Origin of the sequence: Caldanaerovirga acetigignens (genome assembly GCF_900142995.1) — a bacterium.
Classification (GTDB): domain Bacteria; phylum Bacillota; class Thermosediminibacteria; order Thermosediminibacterales; family Thermosediminibacteraceae; genus Fervidicola; species Fervidicola acetigignens.
On the sequence record NZ_FRCR01000004.1, the window covers coordinates 107,603 to 126,271 of the forward strand.

The window sequence follows — 18,669 nt, forward strand, 5'->3', positions numbered from 1 at the left end:
GAAGACCCCCCTTTTCTTCTTTAGGAATTTGAGCTATAAAGCCCCAACTGGCTTGCGAGCCAGAGACTCTGCTGATTCATGGCCGCTATGGCCTTTTCCATCTCCGTAAACTGCCGCCAGTAGCGGTCCTCAATTTCTTTGAGCTTTTCTTCCATTACTTTAATTTTATCGTCTACTTCCCGTATCCTCCGCGCGAGAAAACTGTTGTCGAAAACCTCAAAATCTCCGCCTCCTGCCTTATCTGTAATGCTCTTAATCCCTGCTTTGAGTGCATCGTAAAGACTTACCGCTATCCCATTTCCGGTAGAACTGTCACCCGCGTTCGTAAATAGCCTCATTACCGCTTCGGGGTCCTTACTCAGGGCTTCCCGCAATTTTGCCTCATCCAGGTACAGCTTTCCTTTTTCGTAATAAGACCCGGTTTTTATGCCTATGTCCAGAAGCGAATCGAATTCGGCAGGAAGTCCTTTTACCGGAGTGTACAGTATTTCTCTCATCTTATTCCGTATGGACATCACAAGCTGGTCTGAACGCAAAATGCCGCTCCTTGCCCTTTCCTCCCACTTTTTGATTTCATCTTCTTTTAGTTCCTTTTTTTGCTCCTCGGTAAGAGGAAGGTAATCCCTATAGCGCTGTTCGCTGAGCTCTTTGTTTATGTAGTCTATGGTTTCGTTGTACAACTCCACAAACTTTTTTATCGTATCGATGACACCGTCGATATCCCGCTCCACCTTCAGTGTGGCGCTTTCCCCCGTAGCCATCTCCTTTTTTAGTTCGAACGTAATACCACTTATAGTAAAGGTGTTGGAGGGTTTTTCTATAGTAATTCCATTTATCTCTACAACAGCGTTTTTACCTGTATCTGAGCCACTTGTCTTAAAGGCACCTGTTTCTCCAAACAGGTTGCCGCCGTCATTTTCATTTACAATGCTGATACTTGCACTTGCCCCGGTATCCCTGGTCTTAAATATAACCCTATCAGTTATGGGATCGTAATACGCAGTTACGTTGATTTCTCTGTCTGATGATATTGTGGAAAGTATGTAATTCAGAGAGTCAGTCGTCTTGAAGGAGAAGGTTTTGGACTTTCCGTTTGCCGTGATGGTAAACTTAAATTCACTCAATGTATCGTTTCCGCCGAACGGGTCGTTTGCAAAATACATTCGCTGCTCCGCTATGGATTTGGAAGGATCTATTTGCTTATAAGTTGCGCCATCGGAAAATCCGAGTTCTAAGAGAATGTCATTTTCGGAATTAGGGTAGCTTTTTAATGTTATTGTTATGGATTTATCGTAATTTTCAGTAGGCGCAATAACCAAATTCGAGTTTTGTCCGATATTGACAGATATTTTGTCTCCTCCAAAAGCATTATTTATTGCAGTTTGCAAAGCTGCTTTTAATTCGTCTATGTTATTGTACGTTTTAGCCTCTATTTCAATAGTCTTTTCAACACCATCTACTACCATGATAAATTTGTTTTTATTGGACGTTACCTCTCTAGGAAAGCTAATCGTCCCAGCCACTATCGGTTTGGAAATAGGACTTCCGCTTTCAAGCTTTGCGCTTTCTGCAAGTTCTTTCACAATTACCGCATACTCTCCCGGAATGGCGGAAGCTCCGGCACTGGCAGTAAAATAAGTGTCTGCCGATTGTCCGGAAGGAAGCGTACCCATCGTCTTGTGCTTTAAATACGTGCCCTGAAGCTTCATGTTAAATACGAAATCGTAAAGGGACTTTAGCTTCAGATTAATGTTCCGGTAATCTTCCTTTTGCCACTCCAAAAGCTGTTTTTGCTGGTAGAGCTTATCAACACGCGTGCGCTCCACTTTCATGAGGTCCGAAATTATCTGGTCAATATCAATTCCCGAGGCAAGGCCGCCTATCCTCAAGTTGCTGTAAGCCATATTTTCACCACCTGCCTTAATTTTAAACCAATCACACCTTTTTATCTATAATTAATCCCACTTGTTTCCAGATGTTCGCTATGAGGTCCAAAAACTTTTCCGGAGGTATCTCGCTTATGAGCTCGTTGCTTTCCTTATCGTAGATCCGCACTATGACTCTCTTGGTCTCTTCGTGAATGGAAAACTCGAACCTGGTGTTTTTTATCTCTATTGCAAAATCTTCCAGATCCTCTGCGATGTCTTTTAAGTCATTTTCTGTAATTTTTTTAATCGAGGCATCTGAAACAGTCTCTAGACTTTCCGGGCTTTTTTTGAAGTTATCCCTACTAATCTCCGCCTCTTTTGACGTGCTATTACTTGCATTTACAAGGTGAATATCACTACTTTTTACACTTTCGATACGCATGACCTTCACCCTTTTTAATTTTCTTCTGTTTTTATATCGAATAAAAAAATAAATAAATTAAGCCGAAATATAGGCAATTTCGGCTTAATTTTTTCTAAAATCAGGGCATATTCCTCATTTTCTTTGCTAATTATTTTTCTGCAAAATTTTCATTCCTTCACTGTAATAACAATTTTTATATCTCCCTTTTCAAAGCCCTTCAATTGGGACAGAAAAGCCGTTATTATCGCTTCAAAAGTTTTCTGGACAAAAGGCACCATCGGGACTTCTCTGCCATTTATCCATACATTTACGGAATTCTTCGCCCGACAATCCTCCCTGGACGCCCTTTTTTTCAATATATCTTCGGCCATCATTCCGCAGCTTTTCCCACAACTTCCGCAACCTTTCCCTTCCAGATCGGGAAGCTTCTCAAATACTCTTTCCTCAATGAGGTCTACAAGTTCTCTTGCGTTTGCTTCGGCATTAATAACGGGAACATCACCATATCTTTTCATCTTGATCGAAAAAGCGCCGCTAATCGCGAAAACGGTCCCGTCCAAAACCTTCTCTATTTCCTCCTCACTTTCTGCGCAAAGCAGTTTCGGAACCGCGGCATCCGACACATCTTCCAATATCACAAAATCCTGCTTGTAAAAACTCATAATTTCGTTGAGAGATAACTTCCTTGAAAAACAAATTGCCGTGCTTTCCCGGCCCAAGAAAGCAACAATATCTGCATCATCTATTTTTTCGTAATTATTGATAAAATTATTCTCGTTCTTCAAAACCCCTACGGTATAACCCCTGACCTTAAGTTCTTTTGCGATTTTATTAATGAGCCTATTTCTATATTTGGCAAGACCAACCACAGAAAATACTTTCAAAAATACCACTCTCCGGGAATTTATTTTATTTTAAAAGCTCTCCTTCATCCTTTCCGGCGTCGGGGAAAAACAAGGGTTGTCCGAATTTATCCTTCCCGAATTCCCCAATAATTTTTTGAACTTCTTCGCTTACCATGAAATCCACAAAAGCTTTTGCACCTTCATAGTTTATCATCCTTGCCGCATTCGGATTGGTCTTTTTGACGTATTCAGGATTTGTCTGCATGACGTGGTATATATTGAGAAGCTCCTTCGCACCTTCCACCAATATTTCCAGTCGAATGTTATCCCTTTTTACAAGGTATGTCCCCCTGTCGGTGAGGGTGTAGCCTACTTTTTCTGAAGCTATATCGAGCGTGGTTCCCATTCCCTGTCCCGTCGATTGGTACCATCTATCCTCCGGATTTTCAATCCCAGCAAGTTCCCATATCTGGAGTTCCTTTCTGTGAGTACCAGAATCGTCGCCCCTCGATATGAAGAGAACCTGCTTTTGTGCAATCAATTTGAAGGCTTCCGCTGCGCTTTTAGCCTTTCCTATCCCCGCAGGGTCTTCCGGGGGTCCTACCACCACGAAATCGTTGTGCATAACCAACTTCCGGTTAATCGCAGCTCCTTTTTTAACCAGTTCCATCTCCGCTTCCGGCGCATGGACCAGCATTACGTCGGCATCCCCTCTTTCTCCCATTGCGAGGGCTTGCCCAGTCCCCACCGCTATAGTCTTAACCTTGTAACCGGTTTTTTGTTCAAAAAGCGGGATGAGCACATCTAAAAGTCCCGTATCCTGGGTGCTTGTGGTAGTAGCGAGGATTATTTCTCCTTTCCCTTGACTGCCCAACTTTGAATCTGAATTATTATTTTTGTTTCCACAGGAAATCAAAGCAAAAACAACCAGACATATTAATATAGACAATAAAACAGCATTTCTTTTAACCACGCACATCATCTCCGTTATGTCTTTTTCGGCATATCGCTTTAATAAATATAACATACATTTCAAAATATGTAAAGTGACAATTATCTTAATTTTTTGCTTTGCCTATGGCTCTATATTTCCATTACCCTGCCTACCATCAGCAGCTTTTAACATTTCAATCTCCATTTTTGCATCCTCCAGTTGTTTTTCCAATATTGATACTTTTGCATTTAGTTCCCTGATTTTAAAAGCCATTCGTATCCTTGATATAAGACCTAAAAGAAGGGTTACCAGCGCTCCAAATGCCGCTGCTCCAAAAATTACAACCGCTTGAGAGATACTATATACAGTACCGAAAAACCTTATGTCGACTTTCCCGGCATTTGAAATCGCAAAGACCGCTACCAACAGGGCAAAAATAAGAGTCAATACCAGAATAATCTGGACTTTGTCACCCATTAGTTTCCCCCCCCCCCCCAATTTCTTATTATTACGCAGTAAATTCTACATTATCTTTACTTTTTCCTTCCTTAAATGGATTTTGAGATTTAAAAATCCTATAATCATTTTTTGATAAAAGTGCTAAAATTTAAATATATATAATTTCCACTTGCGGAAAGGCGGATGCCAAATGGAAAATTCTCTTGGCAAAATCTTGCTGGTTGAAGACAGCAGATTGAGCGCAAAAATTACCGAGGATATCCTTAAAAAATACGGCTTTGAGCTGGACACTGTGCGCAGCGGTGAAGATGCTCTTGAGAGGATTAAAAGAGGCAATAAGTACATCCTCGTTTTAATGGACATCGAACTCATAGGTAAGCTCAATGGAATTGACGCAGCTTTGCTAATCCAAAAAATCACGGATATCCCGATAGTATTCTTCACATCCCACGTGAACAGAGAAATTATGGAAAAAATTAAATCGGTTACTAGTTACGGTTACATAAAAAAAGGCTCTGATGAAAATGTGCTAGTTTATACTGTAGAAACTGCCTTAAAACTACACGCTGCAAACAAGATGATTAGACAAAGTGAGGAACTTTTCAGGAACATGTTCGAAACTAATAAACTAGTGATGATCTTGGTAAATCCAAAAAACGGCAAAATAATCGAAGCAAACAAATCAGCCCTTGAATTTTATGGTTATGAAAAAAGTAAATTATTATCGATGAAACTAGAAGATATTTCTGCTAAAAATATAGGCAAGAAAAGTTGCGAGAAAAATTGTCTGGAGGTCCTAAAAGAAGAATGTAACCCTTGCCTTTGCTCTCAACGCATTTCTGACGGCTCTGTCCGCTTTGTCGAGGTCTACTCATCGCTAATAAGCTATCAGAATAAAGAATGTTTGTACCTGATAATTTTTGATGTTACAGATAAGCTAAAAGCAGAAAACGAACTTAAACTCTACAAAGATTTATTCGAATTTTCACCTTATGAAAAATTCATTTTCTACCCTGATACCTTTAAATTTTTCTCGGCAAACAAAAAGTTTTTGGAAAACTGTGGATATAGCTGGGATGAGCTTAAGGAAAAGACCCCTCTTGATATCCATAAAGAAATGACGGAAGAATCTTTCAGAAGTCTTCTAGAACCCCTCAACACGGGCGAAAAAGAGGTAATTATAATCCCCACAAATAATTACAGAAAAGACGGATCACACTATCCCGTGGAAGTTCACATAATGGCCGAAGAATTCGCTGGAAAGAAAATCTTTTCATCTGTTGCCTTCGATGAGACAAAATGTCTTAACCTAGAAAGAGAGCTTCATGAAACTGAAGAAATCCTGCATACAATTTTGCAACACGCTGGAGATGCCATAGTTATTACAAACGAAAGTGGCTCTATTATATATTGGAACCCCTCTGCAGAACAGATGTTCGGATACAAGTCGCAAGAAGCTATCGGAACAGAACTTCAAAAATTATTAGCCCTAAACGACTCGTTCCTTTCAAAATTGAAAGGCCTTATAAATAAAAGCGGGCAATCTTCTCAAATTAGCAAGTTTGAATTTGAGACAAAAAGGCGAGACGGGAGTTCTATAGAAGTGGAACTTTCTCTTTCCACTGTAATAATAAACGGAAAGTGGCATGCCATAGCAATTTTCAGAGATATAACCGAGAGGAAAAAAAACGAGAGACTTCTCTTTCTCCAGGCTATAACAGACCCTTTGACAGGAATATACAACCGTCGGTATATAATACAGATGATTGAAAACGAAGTCCTGCGCTTTAAACGGACTGGAAAACCTTTTTCGCTTATTATATTTGACCTGGATCATTTTAAAAAGATAAACGATACCTTCGGCCACGCTGCCGGAGATATGACTTTGAAAAAGATTGCAGATGTAATTAAAAAAAGAATCAGAAAAACTGATATATTAGGGCGTTGGGGTGGCGAGGAATTTATAATTCTTTTACCCGAAACTTCAATTGAAAATGCTACATCTTTGGCAAACGAATTGAAGGATAAATTAGAGGGGGTAATTTTCCCAAAAATAGGCAGGATTACGGCCAGCTTTGGCGTCACTTCAAGTAGATCTGAGGATGACGTGGACTCAATCATTTCTAGAGCTGACGAGCTTTTGTATAAAGGAAAAGCTGCGGGGAGGAATTGCGTTATAAGCGACACTTAAAAATTTTTGCCCCTTGTGTTTTTTATGCACAAGGGGCTCATTTATTAATTACTTCATCTATTTCTCCAAATGCTGGGGTAGCGGAGGGGCATAAGCCCAGATGACTTTAATCGGTTCATCCCCGGTATTTACTATTTCGTGCTTTACCCCGCAGGGAGCAAAAATAGCAGTCCCGGGGGTCAACTCATATTCTCCCACGCCTTCCACAATCAGCTTTCCCCTTCCTGAAACTATAAACATCGCTTCTTCCGAATCCTCGTGACAGTGCATGGGGATTTTGCTTCCAACTTCGGTTACATTTACACCCATCGAAATTTTAGTCGCTCCTACTGTCTTATTGCAAATCAATATCTTTGAAACCCGAGGTGGTATTCTCCTTTCACCCTCAATTTCACTTTCATGAACAGTAAATTTTTCCATTTTGCCATCTCCTTTCGAAAATATAATCTTAACCCCCTAAATATTGGGGAAATATTTCTATTGAATCTCCATCGCTTAACCTGCTTTTAAAGTCTTGCCACTTTCCGTTAATTATGACCATTCCTACTTCTTCTTTGGGTATGCCTAGCTTTTCTATAAGTTTTTCCACATCAAAATCATCGCAAAAAGGACCTTCTAATTCTACAACGCCATCGTTTCCCACATACTTTTTGAAAAAAAGATGAACTTTTACCTTAATCATTATAAGTCATCCTCATTAAATTATGGCTTTTTCCACTTCGTTCTCAGGCACGTCAAAAGTGGCTCCTGTGGGCGGCAGAGCCTCGCTGTAGAAAAATTCGTTTAATTTATCTCTGTATGGGCTTACCCCAGCTTTAATGTTAAATTCCCTTTCAATCTTCAAGGTGTTTATACCTATTTCCCAAACCTGATCTATCGTGAGCTTTTCCCCCGTGAGGTAATATATCATGTCAGTCAGCGTAGATGTATCCTTAAATAGCGGCCCTCTTGCAAATATACAGAATCCCAGGCTGTCTAAAGTCGTCATCCTAATCTGGAGATTTCTCGACAGGTCTCCTTGCTTTTCCCTGCCCAGCGGATTCACCTCATTTCTCGATCCAAAGGCGTTGCCCGCAGTATGATCCGCTCCCATCGGCGAAGTAGCGTATAGCACTCCATTTCCTTTCAATGCCCTTGGATCATATCCGGGAATCCCTTGACCTTTCGCCTCGGGAATCCTCTTTGCACCTAAAACCTTACCGGTTATTTCAACGCCGTTTCCAAGAACTCTGCCTAAGATACTGTTCTTTCTAATCTCATTCAAAAGTGCTAAACAGCTTTCTTCATCGCCAAATTTTGCCAATCCTGCATCAATTGCAACTCCCAATACACAACCCATCTCGATAGTGTCAAGTCCAAGGTCGTTGATTTCTTTGTTTAGCTTTGCCACCGAATCCAGGTCTTCAAACCCCAGGTTGGAACCTACAAGTGCAATCGTCTCATACTGCAAATTTGAGACTATTTTATTTCCTTCTTTATCCGGATAAATATTCCCGCATTGGATTACGCATCCAGGCATGCACGGGACTCCAGTTTTGCCTTCACCTTTTCGTTCCTGCACCCGCTCGTACAGCTTTTCTCCTGAGAGATTTGAAGCGTGTTCAAAAGCCCCGAATCTAAAATTTTTCGTTGGCAGAGCACCAATTGCATTTACAGCATTAACTATCTGAGCAGTTCCATACTTTTTATATGCATCGCCTGTCTTAGGATCAGCCATCAATTCCTTATTTACTCTCCGAGCAACGTTCAAAAATCCTTCTCTGTCAAAATACGTTATGCTCCCCCTGGAATTCTTCACGACGATAGCCTTTACGCCTTTGCTCCCCATTACGGCGCCGGTGCCACCTCTTGCACAGAATTTTAGCTCACCATTGTGATCGGTCACTATAATACTGGCTGCCCTCATTTTGTTTTCTCCCGCAGGACCTATACACATTATTGCTGCATCTTTACCGTATTTTTTAATAAGCCTTTCGGTCGTCTCGTAAGTTCCTGCATTTTTTAAGCTTTCGTCCGCAGGGATTATATTGACCTTCTCTTTTTCAATCTCGATGACGTACATTTTGTCATCTTCCGGCTGGCCTTCAATTATTATCGCCTTTATCCCTTCTCTTGCAAGGTATGTGGCCACCAGCCCTCCGCTATTTGACTCCTTTATTCCATTTGTAAGAGGGCTTTTACATCCTACTGAGATCCTGCTTGCACTCGAGACTGCCGTCCCGCCTAGCAAACCAGGAGCGATTACCAGTTTGTTCTTTTCTCCAAGCGGGTCGCAGTCAGCAGGCACCTCGTCGTATATTATTCTCGAGGTAAGAGCCCTCCCACCTAAAAGCTTATATTCCATTTTTATTTCTTCGAGCGAAGCACTCTTAGCTTTCATGTTTATCCTTATAATTTTACCCATTTCCCTTACTCCTCTCCCCTTTCCTTTTATTGTTGTTCTAATTTCATTACTTTTGATTGCGCAACATAAGTTAAAACAATTAAGACAAGCAATATTAAACTTATAGGTCTTGTGAAGAAAGAGATTATGACATTTCCAAACCCTCCGGCACTTATCAATGCCTTTCTAAAGTTTGTCTCTATCATCGGGCCTAAAATTATGGCAAGTACAATCGGACTTACCGGATATCCCGCTTTTTCCAGCACGTATCCAATTAACCCGAACATAATCATGAATATCACGTCATTTATATTGTTTTGTAGAGAGTAAGAGCCGACTATGCATAGGATGCTTATAAAAGGTAGAAGTACCCATTTAGGGAGGTTCAGCATCTTCAACATTATATTGCTCCCAAATATGCCTACAAAGTAAGCTATGAATATACTTATAGCCAAAAATACCAAAATCATATAAAAATACTTTTTCTCCGTCATCATGAAGGTTGGACCCGGAAGCAACCCGTGAAGATAAAATGAACCAAGCATTATCGCAGTAACAGAATCCCCGGGGATTCCCAGTGTAAGCAAGGTTGTTATAGCTCCCCCAATTGCTGCGTCATTTGCTATCTCAGGAGCTGCAATACCCTCATAAGCTCCTTCCCCAAAAGGCCTCGACGGTTTTTTAATTATTTGTTTTGATACGCCGTAAGATACCAGTGAGGCAATATCCCCTCCAGTCCCTGGCAGCAATCCTATGATTGCACCTATCGGCGCAGACCAAAGATAAGTCACAATGCTCTTTTTTACTATATCTAACTTTGGAAACAAGTCCCTTATTCTATAAGTAAAGTCATCCACCTTAAATGCTCGTTTATTGCTCAGTTGCACGAAAACTTCTTTCATTCCAAAAAGGCCAATCATTGCCACAATATAGTTAATTCCTCCGCTCAATATCTTCGAACCAAAGGTAAATCTCATTAATCCAGTAATAGGGTCCATTCCAATCATAGATATCAAAAATCCTAGAGATGCGGCAGCCAAGCCTTTCAGCAGGTTTTCTTTGCTGAGGACGGCTACTAATGTTATGCCCCAAAGGCAAATCAGAAAATATTCCTGATTTCCAAATTTCAAAGCGATACTTCCAAGTAGAGGCCCGAGCACTGCTAAAAAGATTATACCGAAAAATCCACCTAAAAGGCTCACAAAAAGCGCAAGGCTTAACGCATTCGCAGCTTCCCCTTTTTGCTTGAGGGGAAAACCGTCGAATATAGTAGCAACAGCGGCGGCTGTTCCAGGTATATTCAATGTTATTGCAGAAATCGATCCACCCATTACGCCACCGCAAAACGCGCCTATTATAAATGCTAAAGCGTCAACCATCGGCCACCCAAATGTCAATGACACAACCAAAGCAATCGTCATCGTAACTGTAAGGCCTGGCAGTGCCCCCATGAATAATCCAATGATCGCCCCAACTGTCATGTATATAAGGAGTAACAAAAAACTCATGCTTTTTTCTCCTTTCTGCCCCGATCAGATTTACGGGAGGATAATTTTAAATACCCCTGTAAAGACAAACCGAATAGATGCAACTAATATCAATGATGTAAAAATTATCCTCCACACTGGTGCCCTGCCTTCTTTTCCATGCTTTGCCAGCATATACATCCCAAAAACCATTGCAACGAATGTAGCAACTTCAAAATGTAATTTTTTAACGGCTAGAATATATATGACCAACCCTACAAAATACGCTAGCACCCCTTTTAATTCATCTACTAGCTCTTTTTCCGATGAGTCGCCATTTTTTGTTTGCCTCCATTTCCCTATTTCATTTTTCAAAATAATTGCTGTCATAATGAGTAATAATGTATTGAGCAAAAAAGGAACGACCAATGGCGAGTTTATATCGAGTACTGGGATTTTTTGGTTAATATTGTACATAAAAATGTTCGCGTAGGCCCCTAAAATAACCAAGAAAAGGAAAACAAAGACAGCTATATTCATCAATTTAGAATCTTCCATAGGATATCTATCCTTTCTGGCCTTATACCGGGACTTTTTCTTTATTCCTTTTCTTCAATGGCCTCGAATGGACATACCTCTTTGCATGCATAACATTCAACGCAAACATTTACGTCTATCTGGCATTTGCCGTCAACTATTTTAGCTGCGCCAGTTCCACAAGCTGCTACGCAAGCCTCGCATCCCTCGCATTTTTCCCTGTTTACATAAAGCATTTTATTTCCTCCTTTGTCTTGGTTTTCAATATTTTTTATTATTGTTTCGCCTCTATCCCCTCATGAGATAGAGGCGAAACTTCACTATTCTAATTTATTGGTTGGGTCTTTTTATGCCGAATTTTTCCGGCGACTCTTTGGCAACTCCGGCATCGTACAAAATCCATGCTGCCTTTGCAGTCCAATCATCGATAAATTTCACTGCTTCATCGCCGCTGTAGTCTATTGGTATAAGGTACAGCTTCTTGCAGTAATCAAGCCATCTGCTGTCTTTTACAGCCTCATCCATGGCGTTTTTTAAGACGTCAACAACTTCATCCGGCGTTCCTTTGGGAACGAAGAGGCCAAAGTAAGGCCCATAAGGCAAGTACTTTGCCAATTCAGGATATTTAGCACCGATCGCAGGGACTTCAAGGCCTTCTACAGGTTCATTAGTCAATGAGGCTAGTATTCTTATCTGACCAGACCTGTGCGCCTCTACCATCGACTGCACCATTTCTATCGTAGCGTCCACCTGTCCGCCCATCGCAGCGGTAATTGCAGGTCGGCCTCCTTCATAGGGAACGTAAGTGAACTTAACTCCCAATTCTTTTTCGAGCAACAATCCTGACACGTGCGGAACTGTCGCTGGACCCGCAGTGCTTATTCTTAGCTTTCCAGGATTTTGTTTTGCATAATTTATAAACTCTTCGACCGTCTTGAATTTTGAATTTGGCGGAACCGCAAGCACAGGAATCGCCTGAGCTACAACTTTCACAGGCACAAAATCTCTAGTCGGACTCATGTCTGCCGTCCCCATAACCTGCCACGTGGACATAGCTTCTGATCCAAAAAAGAGCGTATATCCATCTTTAGGTTGGGAAAGAACCTGGTTTGCACCCGTCGCGCTTGCCGCACCAGGCACATTGGTAATACCCACACCAACCCCTAATTTCTCTTGAACAATCGGCATTATACCCCTTGCAATCAAATCGGTTGGTCCACCAGCCGAAAACCCTACGATGACGTTAATAGACTTTTCGGGATATTTCACCTTGTTTTCGCCGCTTTGTTGCTTTTGTCCGCAACCTGCCAAGCTCAAAACCAATAGACTGGCGATTATCAGCAGGGCCAAAGCCTTAAACCGTTTCATTCCTATGTCCCCCTTACTTAATATACATTTTCAAAGGATCAATCGAATTCCTGAGCAGGTCTACTTCTTTTTCAGTAGGTTCCTCAGTACATTTCACCATTTCAGGTATTTTGAACTCTACCCCCGTGTTTTCAACAACCTCTTCCAGAGCAATTCCTGGGTGAACCGAAAGGAGCTTCAGGGACCTTTCCTCTTCATCAAACCCAAAAACGCATAAATTCGTTATTATCTTTATATCCTGACACATCGGAAGACCGGCTTCGCTCCTGCTGTTTCGGCCATTTAGATATCCAACGCTGGTCAAAAAATCTACTTTTTCAATAATTTTCCTCTTTTCATGCTTCATTATAATCATCAATCTTTTCGAAAAAGTCGCGATATCCGCAGCTCCACCGCTTCCATTTATATGCCGGTAGCCTTTCTCCGTCTTTATCAAAGTGCTGTTTATATTTCCGTATTTGTCGACCTGCAACCCGCCGAGAAAGCCCACATCTATTAGGCCTTTTTGCAGGATGCTCCCGAGAGTCCCAACAAAACTAGTAAAACATTCGCTTTCATTCCAGAGCCTTGGGTCTGCAATACCGACTCCCATTTCCTCTGCTTCTGGATTTACGACTCCAATCTCGTAAATGATATTCAGCCTAGGTGCGTGGGTGCTTTTTGCAAGCAAAGCTGCTATTTGCGGCAAACCCAATCCTACCACTACATTTTCCCCATCTTTTAAAAGCCTTGACGCCGTAACTGCCATCAGCTCATTCGTGGTATATTTAGCTACCATCATCGATCACCTCTTAATCAATATCCGTACGACGGATCGGCTTTGATTTTGTTAACCCTATCCACCCCCCCTACCCTTTCTATAAATTCTGTGAAATCTTTTGTGCTAAACACGTATTCATTCAAAAACTTGTTGAACTCTTCTTCGCTTTTGTTTATTTTTGCATAATTTTCTAACATTTCTCTGTCGTAGTCATAAAACTTATAACAAGCTGTTGGATAGGCTCCGTAAGGCACTTCTACAACGGCGTAAGTATAAACGCTCGGGATAATCACTTTTTCGGGGAACTTTTTTATAAATTTCGTCGATACGACCTGTTCTACTGTCACGATAAGTTTTCTTGCTGATTTTGCAGTTTCAGCATCCCAATAAGGACCTTCTATTATTACGTTGCCCTTTTCGTCGGCATATTGAGCATGTATCACCGAATAATCAGGCCTTAATGCCTTTAAGTAAACATACTTATCCCCATCAAATGGCGATTCGCAAACTTTAACTGCCGGATCGTTTTTAGCAAGCAAATTCTTTAGCATTTCTGTACCCAATAAAGCCTTAGTCGGTATAAAAGGAACGCCCAGAGAGCCTGCTAAAAACCTCATCGACATGCTCATCCCACTGTATTCCCTTATGTCCAGCAGCCCTTTGTCTATCTTATCGTTTATCCTCTCGAGCCTGCCGAATCTATCCAATGACCCGCCGCTATACTCTAACTTTTTTACAAGGCCGGCGCCTACCAGCAAATCGGTCTCCATCCCCGCCACTATTTGCGATACAGTTAGGTCTTTCTTCTTTTGCCTTATCATTTCGAATACAAACGCTACAGGACACCTTGTTATTGCAAATCCTCCTAGAGCTATATGGGCGCCGTCCGGTATTTCTGCAACTACTTCTTTAAGGGTTTTCAGTTTGCTCACATCAATCACCTCTTTATGGCTTCACGACATCCGATGAGGCCATCTTGGCAAGGGTTATTTTGCAACCTCCATCCTCTTCTTCAATGGGTAAAAGCTCCGGCGCAAGACCTGTCTCCAGTTCTAGGTTGTACATAAACATGTTTGCTATCGGACATGAAAGCGGAGCGATATTCTTCTTTATGAAGGATTCCTTTACCGGTTTAAGGCAACAGCCTTTGACAAGCATGGTGAGGGAAATTTCTTTGTCTTCGATAAATGTTACCTCTTTGCAAAAGCCGTTTTCTACCAACCATTTTTTTATATTTTCTTTGTCTTTTACCTTGTCTCCCAACTGCTCTTTAATAAAAGCCACACCCAGCCTTGTAAGTCTGTACCTGGCTCCTTTTCCTCTCTCATCCCAAAATTCCTTTTGGACTTCGAAAATCAGTTCGTCTTTAAAATTTTCTAGGATGCTCATCTTATGCCCTCCTTTTTTAATTCTTACTCGTTGTAATACGGCTCGCCAAATTTTTCGTTGAAGACCAGGTCTTTAAGAGGTATCCTGGGCCGCGGATTTGGTATCCTCGAGGGTTTGCCTATAGAAATTATGCTTACAACTTTGTATTCGTCAGGTATCTCAAAGTATTCCCTTAGCTTTTCCTCATCCCGGACATCGATGCAAGGAGCTATAACCCAACACGCGCCAAGGTCTAAGCTTGTAACTGTAAGCAGCATATTTTCGATAGCAGCAGATGTATCATAAGGAAGGTCCCATACATCTTTGCGCCCTATTACAATTATTATCACGTCGCCTTCGCTAACAAACGCGGAAACGTCTCCAGATGTGAGCTTCTTGAAGGCTGCCAACTTTTTTTCTTCGTCCTGGAGGCTTTTGAACCTCTCTTGCATCTGCTTGCTGAGAAATTCTCCTGTGAATCTCCTACCGCTGCCGTTTTTCGAGATTCTGGCCAAAAACTTCTTCCTCTCCTCATCTTTTACTACTATGAATCTCCACGGCTGGGCATTTTCGCCAGAGGGAGCAAGGCGCGCACTCTCGAGGATTAGTTTCAAGTCTTCTTCAGAAATCTTGTCCTTTGTAAAGTTCCTTATACTTCTTCTATCGGCCACGACCTGGAAGAATACATCCTTTTTCTCCATTTTTTCTCTCCTCCTCGTTTTTTATTTTGCAAAAACCTCATTATACAGGGTATCCCAGCGAATATAAGCTTCTTCCGCCTTTAAACGGGCCCTTTATGACAGCTTCGATAGTCTCCCTGTCTCTTTCTGTCACGAGCTCGATAGGCGGCAATACTCCCGGCGGGAATTTTTCCCTTATATCGTTGTGAAGCTTTATCAAGTAATCTATTATCATTTCGATCCCTTTTTCAGCCTTTTTGGCATCGGCTAATGTGGGTTTTCCTATTACTCCCTGCGGGTAGAGAATTACTTCCAAACCACCCATTCCGATTTGAGCATGGCCCGGTATGGGATATTGGTATATGTCTCCGCCTTTGTCCACATGGCCTTCGGGCATAAATCCAACCGGAGTAGAATCTTCCATGTCCTCTTTGTTGTTCATTTCAGGGAAAAGCGCCAACGCAAAAGAAGCTTCCACTTCATCAGCATGTCTGAATGGCGTCTCCCAAGGCCCTCCGTGGGCTTTGTCTTTCAGCTCTTGAGCTATCACGGTCGGCCAGTTCACCATGCATATAACCGCAGGCACTTGGTACATCTTTCCAAATTCTTGAATAGCATTGGGGATAACGTATTCCTGGCCATGTCCGTTTATCAATATCTGCTTCCTAAACCCCGCATTCCAGTAGCCAGCGATGATAGCCCTCAAATAAGCCACAAAAGTCTCTTCAGGCACTACTATGGTGCCCGGCATTCCCATCTGGTTCCACGGGTGAGAACCAAACCAGACAGGCTGCGAAACGGTGCACCCCGTCTCTCTCGCCACTATCTCGGCAATCCTTGTCACAATGAAAGTATCTTCCCCGTAGCACTGGCCTTTTCCGTGGTATTCCGTACTGCCTACTGGAATTATTATTATGTCGTTTTGCTTCAGCCTCTCTTCTACCTGTTTACCTGTCATATTTTGAAAATATATGCCATCGGCTTTATCCATAGAACCTGTCGAGTACTTATATTTCATCTTACTACCTCCATCCACAAAAATTTTTTATTTAAAGTAGTCAAGCCAAAGCACTTACTTATTTTCCCCGCTCGTCCCCCCCCTTTTTGCACAATATTTAACGGCTTTTTTGAACTTTTGCTAGCATAATTCTATTGCAAAAATTGTGCCATTTAAAAAAACCTCTGTTTCTTTCGCAGGAGATTGCCATTAATAAACTATTTTTATTTCATTATGAAAATTATATTATTTAAAAATGAAATTCTCATTTCAAATTTTAAATATTCAAAGGTTGATGTTTAATTGCTTTATCTTCCTCCAAAGAGTCGTTGTACTTATCCCCAAAATCTTTGCTGCTTTCTTCTTGTTTCCATTAACTTCTCTCAGCACTTTTACAATGTACTCCTTTTGCATTTTATCCAAAACGCCTTCCTCGAGGTCGGGATCTCGCAGGAAATGGTTGTTTATTTTGTCTATTGTGCTATATTGCTCTATATTCTGGTTATACTGCTCAATTTTTAATATTTCAATCAGATGGTCTTCACTTATTAACTCTCCGTCCACCGTCAATACTAGCCTCTCAATTACATTTTGTAGTTCTCTTATATTCCCAGGCCAAGTATACTCAGAAAATGTAGCCATAGCCCCTGGTGTCACTCTTTTATGACTTAAACCATATTTTGCGCAAAATCTCGATATGAAATGGTTTACAAGCAACGGTATATCTTCCTTCCTTTCTCTGAGCGGCGGCATCTTTATGTTTATTACGTTCAACCTATAATATAAATCTTCTCTGAATTTTCCTTCCTGCACGTATTTCATTAAGTCTTTGTTTGTCGCAGCTATGATCCTTATATTTACCGGAATTACCTTGTCATCTCCTATCCTCGATATTTCTTTTTCCTGGATTACCCGCAAAAGATGTGCCTGAAGGTCCAACGGTATATCAGCAATTTCATCCAAGAATATGGTCCCCGTATGGGCTAACTCGAAAAGCCCGGGTTTTCCTCCCTTTTTCGCTCCGGTAAAGGCTCCGTCAGCATAGCCAAATAGTTCGCTTTCCAGCAAACTCTGAGGGAGAGAGGCACAGTTTACCGCAATAAAAGGTCCATTCCTCCTTAAGCTCTCGTTGTGGATGCTCTGCGCCATCAGCTCTTTCCCCGTGCCAGATTCTCCAGTTATCAGAACAGTAGTATCCACCTTTGCTATTTTTTTTGCCATCTCGATAATTCCCATCATCTTTCGATTGTTAGTCAACATGTCCGAAAACGAATATTTCGCTACATACCCCTTGCTGTAAATTTCTTTTCTTATCTTTTTTTCCAATTCTTCTATTTTAGAAACATCCTCAAACGAAAGTAAGCTTCCTATCATCTTATGGTCCATATATAAAGGCACGTAATTGAATATGACCTTTGTATTGTTTATCTGGTCGTATTCCGCGCGGGTCTCCATCTTTTTCTTTATCGAGTCGTAAATGTTCATTGTGTGCTTTACGTATTTGAAAATATTTTCTCCAATTATTTCGTCATAAGATATTCCCAATATCCTCACAGCAGCAGGGCTGACATACTTGACTTTGTCCTGTTCATCCATCAATATAATGCCTTCATTGCTGTACTCGGCAATAGTCTTAAGCTGCATCCTCTCTTTGTCGAGTTCATAAATTATCCTGGCAATTCTCATGCCCTCAAGGATTGCTTTTTTTATCGCCCCCTTCCCGCTTCCAAGCAATATGCCTTTTAACCCTAAGGCCTCCGCCGCTCTCACCACTTTATTGCCGCCGAGGAACGTCTTTATCCCGAACCTCTTATAAAGTTCTATTATTCTCTCTTCTATCTCTTCGCGGCTCTGAATCTCCGAAAAATATATCCTGTAGCCCATCAAATTATCAACTTCTTCGATTTCCTGGATTAAATTTTTATATCCTATCACGCCTACATCGACGTCTTTTTCTTTTATCTTCGCCAATGTTGAGGCTAAGTCGCTAAAAGTTATTGGTATCGGGACAACGGTAACCTCCAGTTCCTTTTCTATAATTTGGGCTGTCCCCCCCCTGCTTATTATCACCCGACATCCTTCCGAGAGAACCCTTTTTGCAATCCTCAACCCTTCTTCCAAATTCCCTTCGTATATCCTGACTATATCTTCATAGCCTTTGCACACTTTTTCGGCAAGTTCAGCTATATATGAGTTGGGTGCAATAAGCGAAATCTTTCCCCTCAGTTCCTCCATTTTCTTCACCTCCAAACACTTTGATGTATTTCATTTTTAAATACTTATTTCATAATGTAATATTACATTTTCAAAATTTTTCTCTCTATCTATTTATAAACACAAAACAATGCGGATTTCAAGTCTTGTCTTAAAAACTTAACAATTTACTCAA

The 18,669-nt window shown here is 41.2% G+C and carries 19 protein-coding genes; 1 reads left to right on the forward strand and 18 read right to left on the reverse strand.

The window, feature by feature from the left end:
• Nucleotides 1-20 precede the first annotated feature (20 nt).
• The 5 genes from fliD to BUB66_RS04345 all read right to left on the reverse strand — a co-directional run bounded on the left by fliD (nucleotide 21) and on the right by BUB66_RS04345 (nucleotide 4,548).
• Nucleotides 21-1,904 carry a flagellar filament capping protein FliD gene (gene fliD / locus BUB66_RS04325; RefSeq protein WP_073255209.1) on the reverse strand — a complete coding sequence of 628 codons (1,884 nt, stop codon included), beginning with the start codon at nucleotides 1,902-1,904 and terminating at the stop codon, nucleotides 21-23.
• 31 nt (nucleotides 1,905-1,935) lie between these two features.
• On the reverse strand, nucleotides 1,936-2,310 hold the full coding sequence (locus BUB66_RS04330; protein ID WP_073255212.1) for a flagellar protein FlaG: 375 nt from the start codon (nucleotides 2,308-2,310) through the stop codon (nucleotides 1,936-1,938).
• A 149-nt stretch (nucleotides 2,311-2,459) separates the two neighbouring features.
• Nucleotides 2,460-3,176: a hypothetical protein gene (locus tag BUB66_RS04335; protein ID WP_073255215.1), complete on the reverse strand. Its 717-nt coding sequence runs from the start codon at nucleotides 3,174-3,176 to the stop codon at nucleotides 2,460-2,462.
• A gap of 25 nt (nucleotides 3,177-3,201) precedes the next feature.
• Nucleotides 3,202-4,164: an ABC transporter substrate-binding protein gene (locus BUB66_RS04340; RefSeq protein ID WP_244269747.1), complete on the reverse strand. Its 963-nt coding sequence runs from the start codon at nucleotides 4,162-4,164 to the stop codon at nucleotides 3,202-3,204.
• A gap of 48 nt (nucleotides 4,165-4,212) precedes the next feature.
• A complete protein-coding gene (locus BUB66_RS04345; protein WP_073255218.1) occupies nucleotides 4,213-4,548 on the reverse strand; it encodes a LapA family protein in 336 nt (111 codons plus the stop codon).
• A 172-nt stretch (nucleotides 4,549-4,720) separates the two neighbouring features.
• On the opposite strand from BUB66_RS04345, the gene BUB66_RS04350 reads away from it, so the two are divergent.
• On the forward strand, nucleotides 4,721-6,721 hold the full coding sequence (locus tag BUB66_RS04350; RefSeq protein WP_073255221.1) for a PAS domain S-box protein: 2,001 nt from the start codon (nucleotides 4,721-4,723) through the stop codon (nucleotides 6,719-6,721).
• Nucleotides 6,722-6,778: 57 nt separating this feature from the next.
• Here the strand turns inward: BUB66_RS04350 and BUB66_RS04355 are convergent, their stop codons facing one another.
• From BUB66_RS04355 to BUB66_RS04415, 13 genes are all read right to left on the reverse strand, one after another.
• Nucleotides 6,779-7,141 (reverse strand): cupin domain-containing protein, encoded by a 363-nt coding sequence (locus tag BUB66_RS04355; protein WP_073255224.1) that lies wholly within the window; start codon nucleotides 7,139-7,141, stop codon nucleotides 6,779-6,781.
• Between the two features lie 28 nt (nucleotides 7,142-7,169).
• Nucleotides 7,170-7,403, reverse strand: coding sequence for a MoaD/ThiS family protein (locus tag BUB66_RS04360; protein WP_084098772.1), 234 nt, complete (start codon nucleotides 7,401-7,403; stop codon nucleotides 7,170-7,172).
• A 15-nt stretch (nucleotides 7,404-7,418) separates the two neighbouring features.
• Nucleotides 7,419-9,125: an aldehyde ferredoxin oxidoreductase family protein gene (locus BUB66_RS04365; RefSeq protein WP_073255230.1), complete on the reverse strand. Its 1,707-nt coding sequence runs from the start codon at nucleotides 9,123-9,125 to the stop codon at nucleotides 7,419-7,421.
• Between the two features lie 26 nt (nucleotides 9,126-9,151).
• A complete protein-coding gene (locus tag BUB66_RS04370; RefSeq protein WP_073255233.1) occupies nucleotides 9,152-10,612 on the reverse strand; it encodes a tripartite tricarboxylate transporter permease in 1,461 nt (486 codons plus the stop codon).
• 30 nt (nucleotides 10,613-10,642) lie between these two features.
• The gene (locus tag BUB66_RS04375) at nucleotides 10,643-11,128 is read right to left on the reverse strand and encodes a tripartite tricarboxylate transporter TctB family protein (RefSeq protein ID WP_073255237.1); all 486 of its coding nucleotides are present in this window, start codon (nucleotides 11,126-11,128) and stop codon (nucleotides 10,643-10,645) included.
• Nucleotides 11,129-11,169: 41 nt separating this feature from the next.
• The gene (locus BUB66_RS04380) at nucleotides 11,170-11,343 is read right to left on the reverse strand and encodes a 4Fe-4S binding protein (protein WP_073255240.1); all 174 of its coding nucleotides are present in this window, start codon (nucleotides 11,341-11,343) and stop codon (nucleotides 11,170-11,172) included.
• A 94-nt stretch (nucleotides 11,344-11,437) separates the two neighbouring features.
• Nucleotides 11,438-12,475: a Bug family tripartite tricarboxylate transporter substrate binding protein gene (locus BUB66_RS04385; RefSeq protein ID WP_073255243.1), complete on the reverse strand. Its 1,038-nt coding sequence runs from the start codon at nucleotides 12,473-12,475 to the stop codon at nucleotides 11,438-11,440.
• A gap of 13 nt (nucleotides 12,476-12,488) precedes the next feature.
• Nucleotides 12,489-13,256, reverse strand: a complete 768-nt coding sequence (locus BUB66_RS04390; protein ID WP_073255246.1) for a CoA-transferase subunit beta — start codon at nucleotides 13,254-13,256, stop codon at nucleotides 12,489-12,491.
• A gap of 14 nt (nucleotides 13,257-13,270) precedes the next feature.
• Nucleotides 13,271-14,167, reverse strand: coding sequence for a CoA transferase subunit A (locus tag BUB66_RS04395; protein WP_159431500.1), 897 nt, complete (start codon nucleotides 14,165-14,167; stop codon nucleotides 13,271-13,273).
• A gap of 13 nt (nucleotides 14,168-14,180) precedes the next feature.
• Nucleotides 14,181-14,624, reverse strand: a complete 444-nt coding sequence (locus BUB66_RS04400) for a hypothetical protein (protein WP_073255252.1) — start codon at nucleotides 14,622-14,624, stop codon at nucleotides 14,181-14,183.
• A gap of 23 nt (nucleotides 14,625-14,647) precedes the next feature.
• Nucleotides 14,648-15,304, reverse strand: a complete 657-nt coding sequence (locus BUB66_RS04405; RefSeq protein ID WP_073255256.1) for a nitroreductase family protein — start codon at nucleotides 15,302-15,304, stop codon at nucleotides 14,648-14,650.
• Between the two features lie 40 nt (nucleotides 15,305-15,344).
• Complete coding sequence (iolN, locus tag BUB66_RS04410) at nucleotides 15,345-16,301, reverse strand: 3-dehydro-scyllo-inosose hydrolase (RefSeq protein ID WP_073255259.1); 957 nt, start codon at nucleotides 16,299-16,301, stop codon at nucleotides 15,345-15,347.
• Between the two features lie 264 nt (nucleotides 16,302-16,565).
• A complete protein-coding gene (locus BUB66_RS04415; protein WP_073255262.1) occupies nucleotides 16,566-18,515 on the reverse strand; it encodes a sigma-54-dependent Fis family transcriptional regulator in 1,950 nt (649 codons plus the stop codon).
• Between the last annotated feature and the right edge of the window lie 154 nt (nucleotides 18,516-18,669).

Coding starts and splice junctions, on each gene's coding strand:
- BUB66_RS04345 (WP_073255218.1), bottom strand. CDS start 4,548: ATGGGTGACAAAGTCCAGATTATTCTGGTATTGACTCTTATTTTTGCC.
- fliD (WP_073255209.1), bottom strand. CDS start 1,904: ATGGCTTACAGCAACTTGAGGATAGGCGGCCTTGCCTCGGGAATTGAT.
- BUB66_RS04330 (WP_073255212.1), bottom strand. CDS start 2,310: ATGCGTATCGAAAGTGTAAAAAGTAGTGATATTCACCTTGTAAATGCA.
- iolN (WP_073255259.1), bottom strand. CDS start 16,301: ATGAAATATAAGTACTCGACAGGTTCTATGGATAAAGCCGATGGCATA.
- BUB66_RS04400 (WP_073255252.1), bottom strand. CDS start 14,624: ATGAGCATCCTAGAAAATTTTAAAGACGAACTGATTTTCGAAGTCCAA.
- BUB66_RS04370 (WP_073255233.1), bottom strand. CDS start 10,612: ATGAGTTTTTTGTTACTCCTTATATACATGACAGTTGGGGCGATCATT.
- BUB66_RS04375 (WP_073255237.1), bottom strand. CDS start 11,128: ATGGAAGATTCTAAATTGATGAATATAGCTGTCTTTGTTTTCCTTTTC.
- BUB66_RS04405 (WP_073255256.1), bottom strand. CDS start 15,304: ATGGAGAAAAAGGATGTATTCTTCCAGGTCGTGGCCGATAGAAGAAGT.
- BUB66_RS04415 (WP_073255262.1), bottom strand. CDS start 18,515: ATGGAGGAACTGAGGGGAAAGATTTCGCTTATTGCACCCAACTCATAT.
- BUB66_RS04390 (WP_073255246.1), bottom strand. CDS start 13,256: ATGATGGTAGCTAAATATACCACGAATGAGCTGATGGCAGTTACGGCG.
- BUB66_RS04340 (WP_244269747.1), bottom strand. CDS start 4,164: ATGTTATATTTATTAAAGCGATATGCCGAAAAAGACATAACGGAGATG.
- BUB66_RS04355 (WP_073255224.1), bottom strand. CDS start 7,141: ATGGAAAAATTTACTGTTCATGAAAGTGAAATTGAGGGTGAAAGGAGA.
- BUB66_RS04365 (WP_073255230.1), bottom strand. CDS start 9,125: ATGGGTAAAATTATAAGGATAAACATGAAAGCTAAGAGTGCTTCGCTC.
- BUB66_RS04380 (WP_073255240.1), bottom strand. CDS start 11,343: ATGCTTTATGTAAACAGGGAAAAATGCGAGGGATGCGAGGCTTGCGTA.
- BUB66_RS04360 (WP_084098772.1), bottom strand. CDS start 7,403: ATGATTAAGGTAAAAGTTCATCTTTTTTTCAAAAAGTATGTGGGAAAC.
- BUB66_RS04350 (WP_073255221.1), top strand. CDS start 4,721: ATGGAAAATTCTCTTGGCAAAATCTTGCTGGTTGAAGACAGCAGATTG.
- BUB66_RS04385 (WP_073255243.1), bottom strand. CDS start 12,475: ATGAAACGGTTTAAGGCTTTGGCCCTGCTGATAATCGCCAGTCTATTG.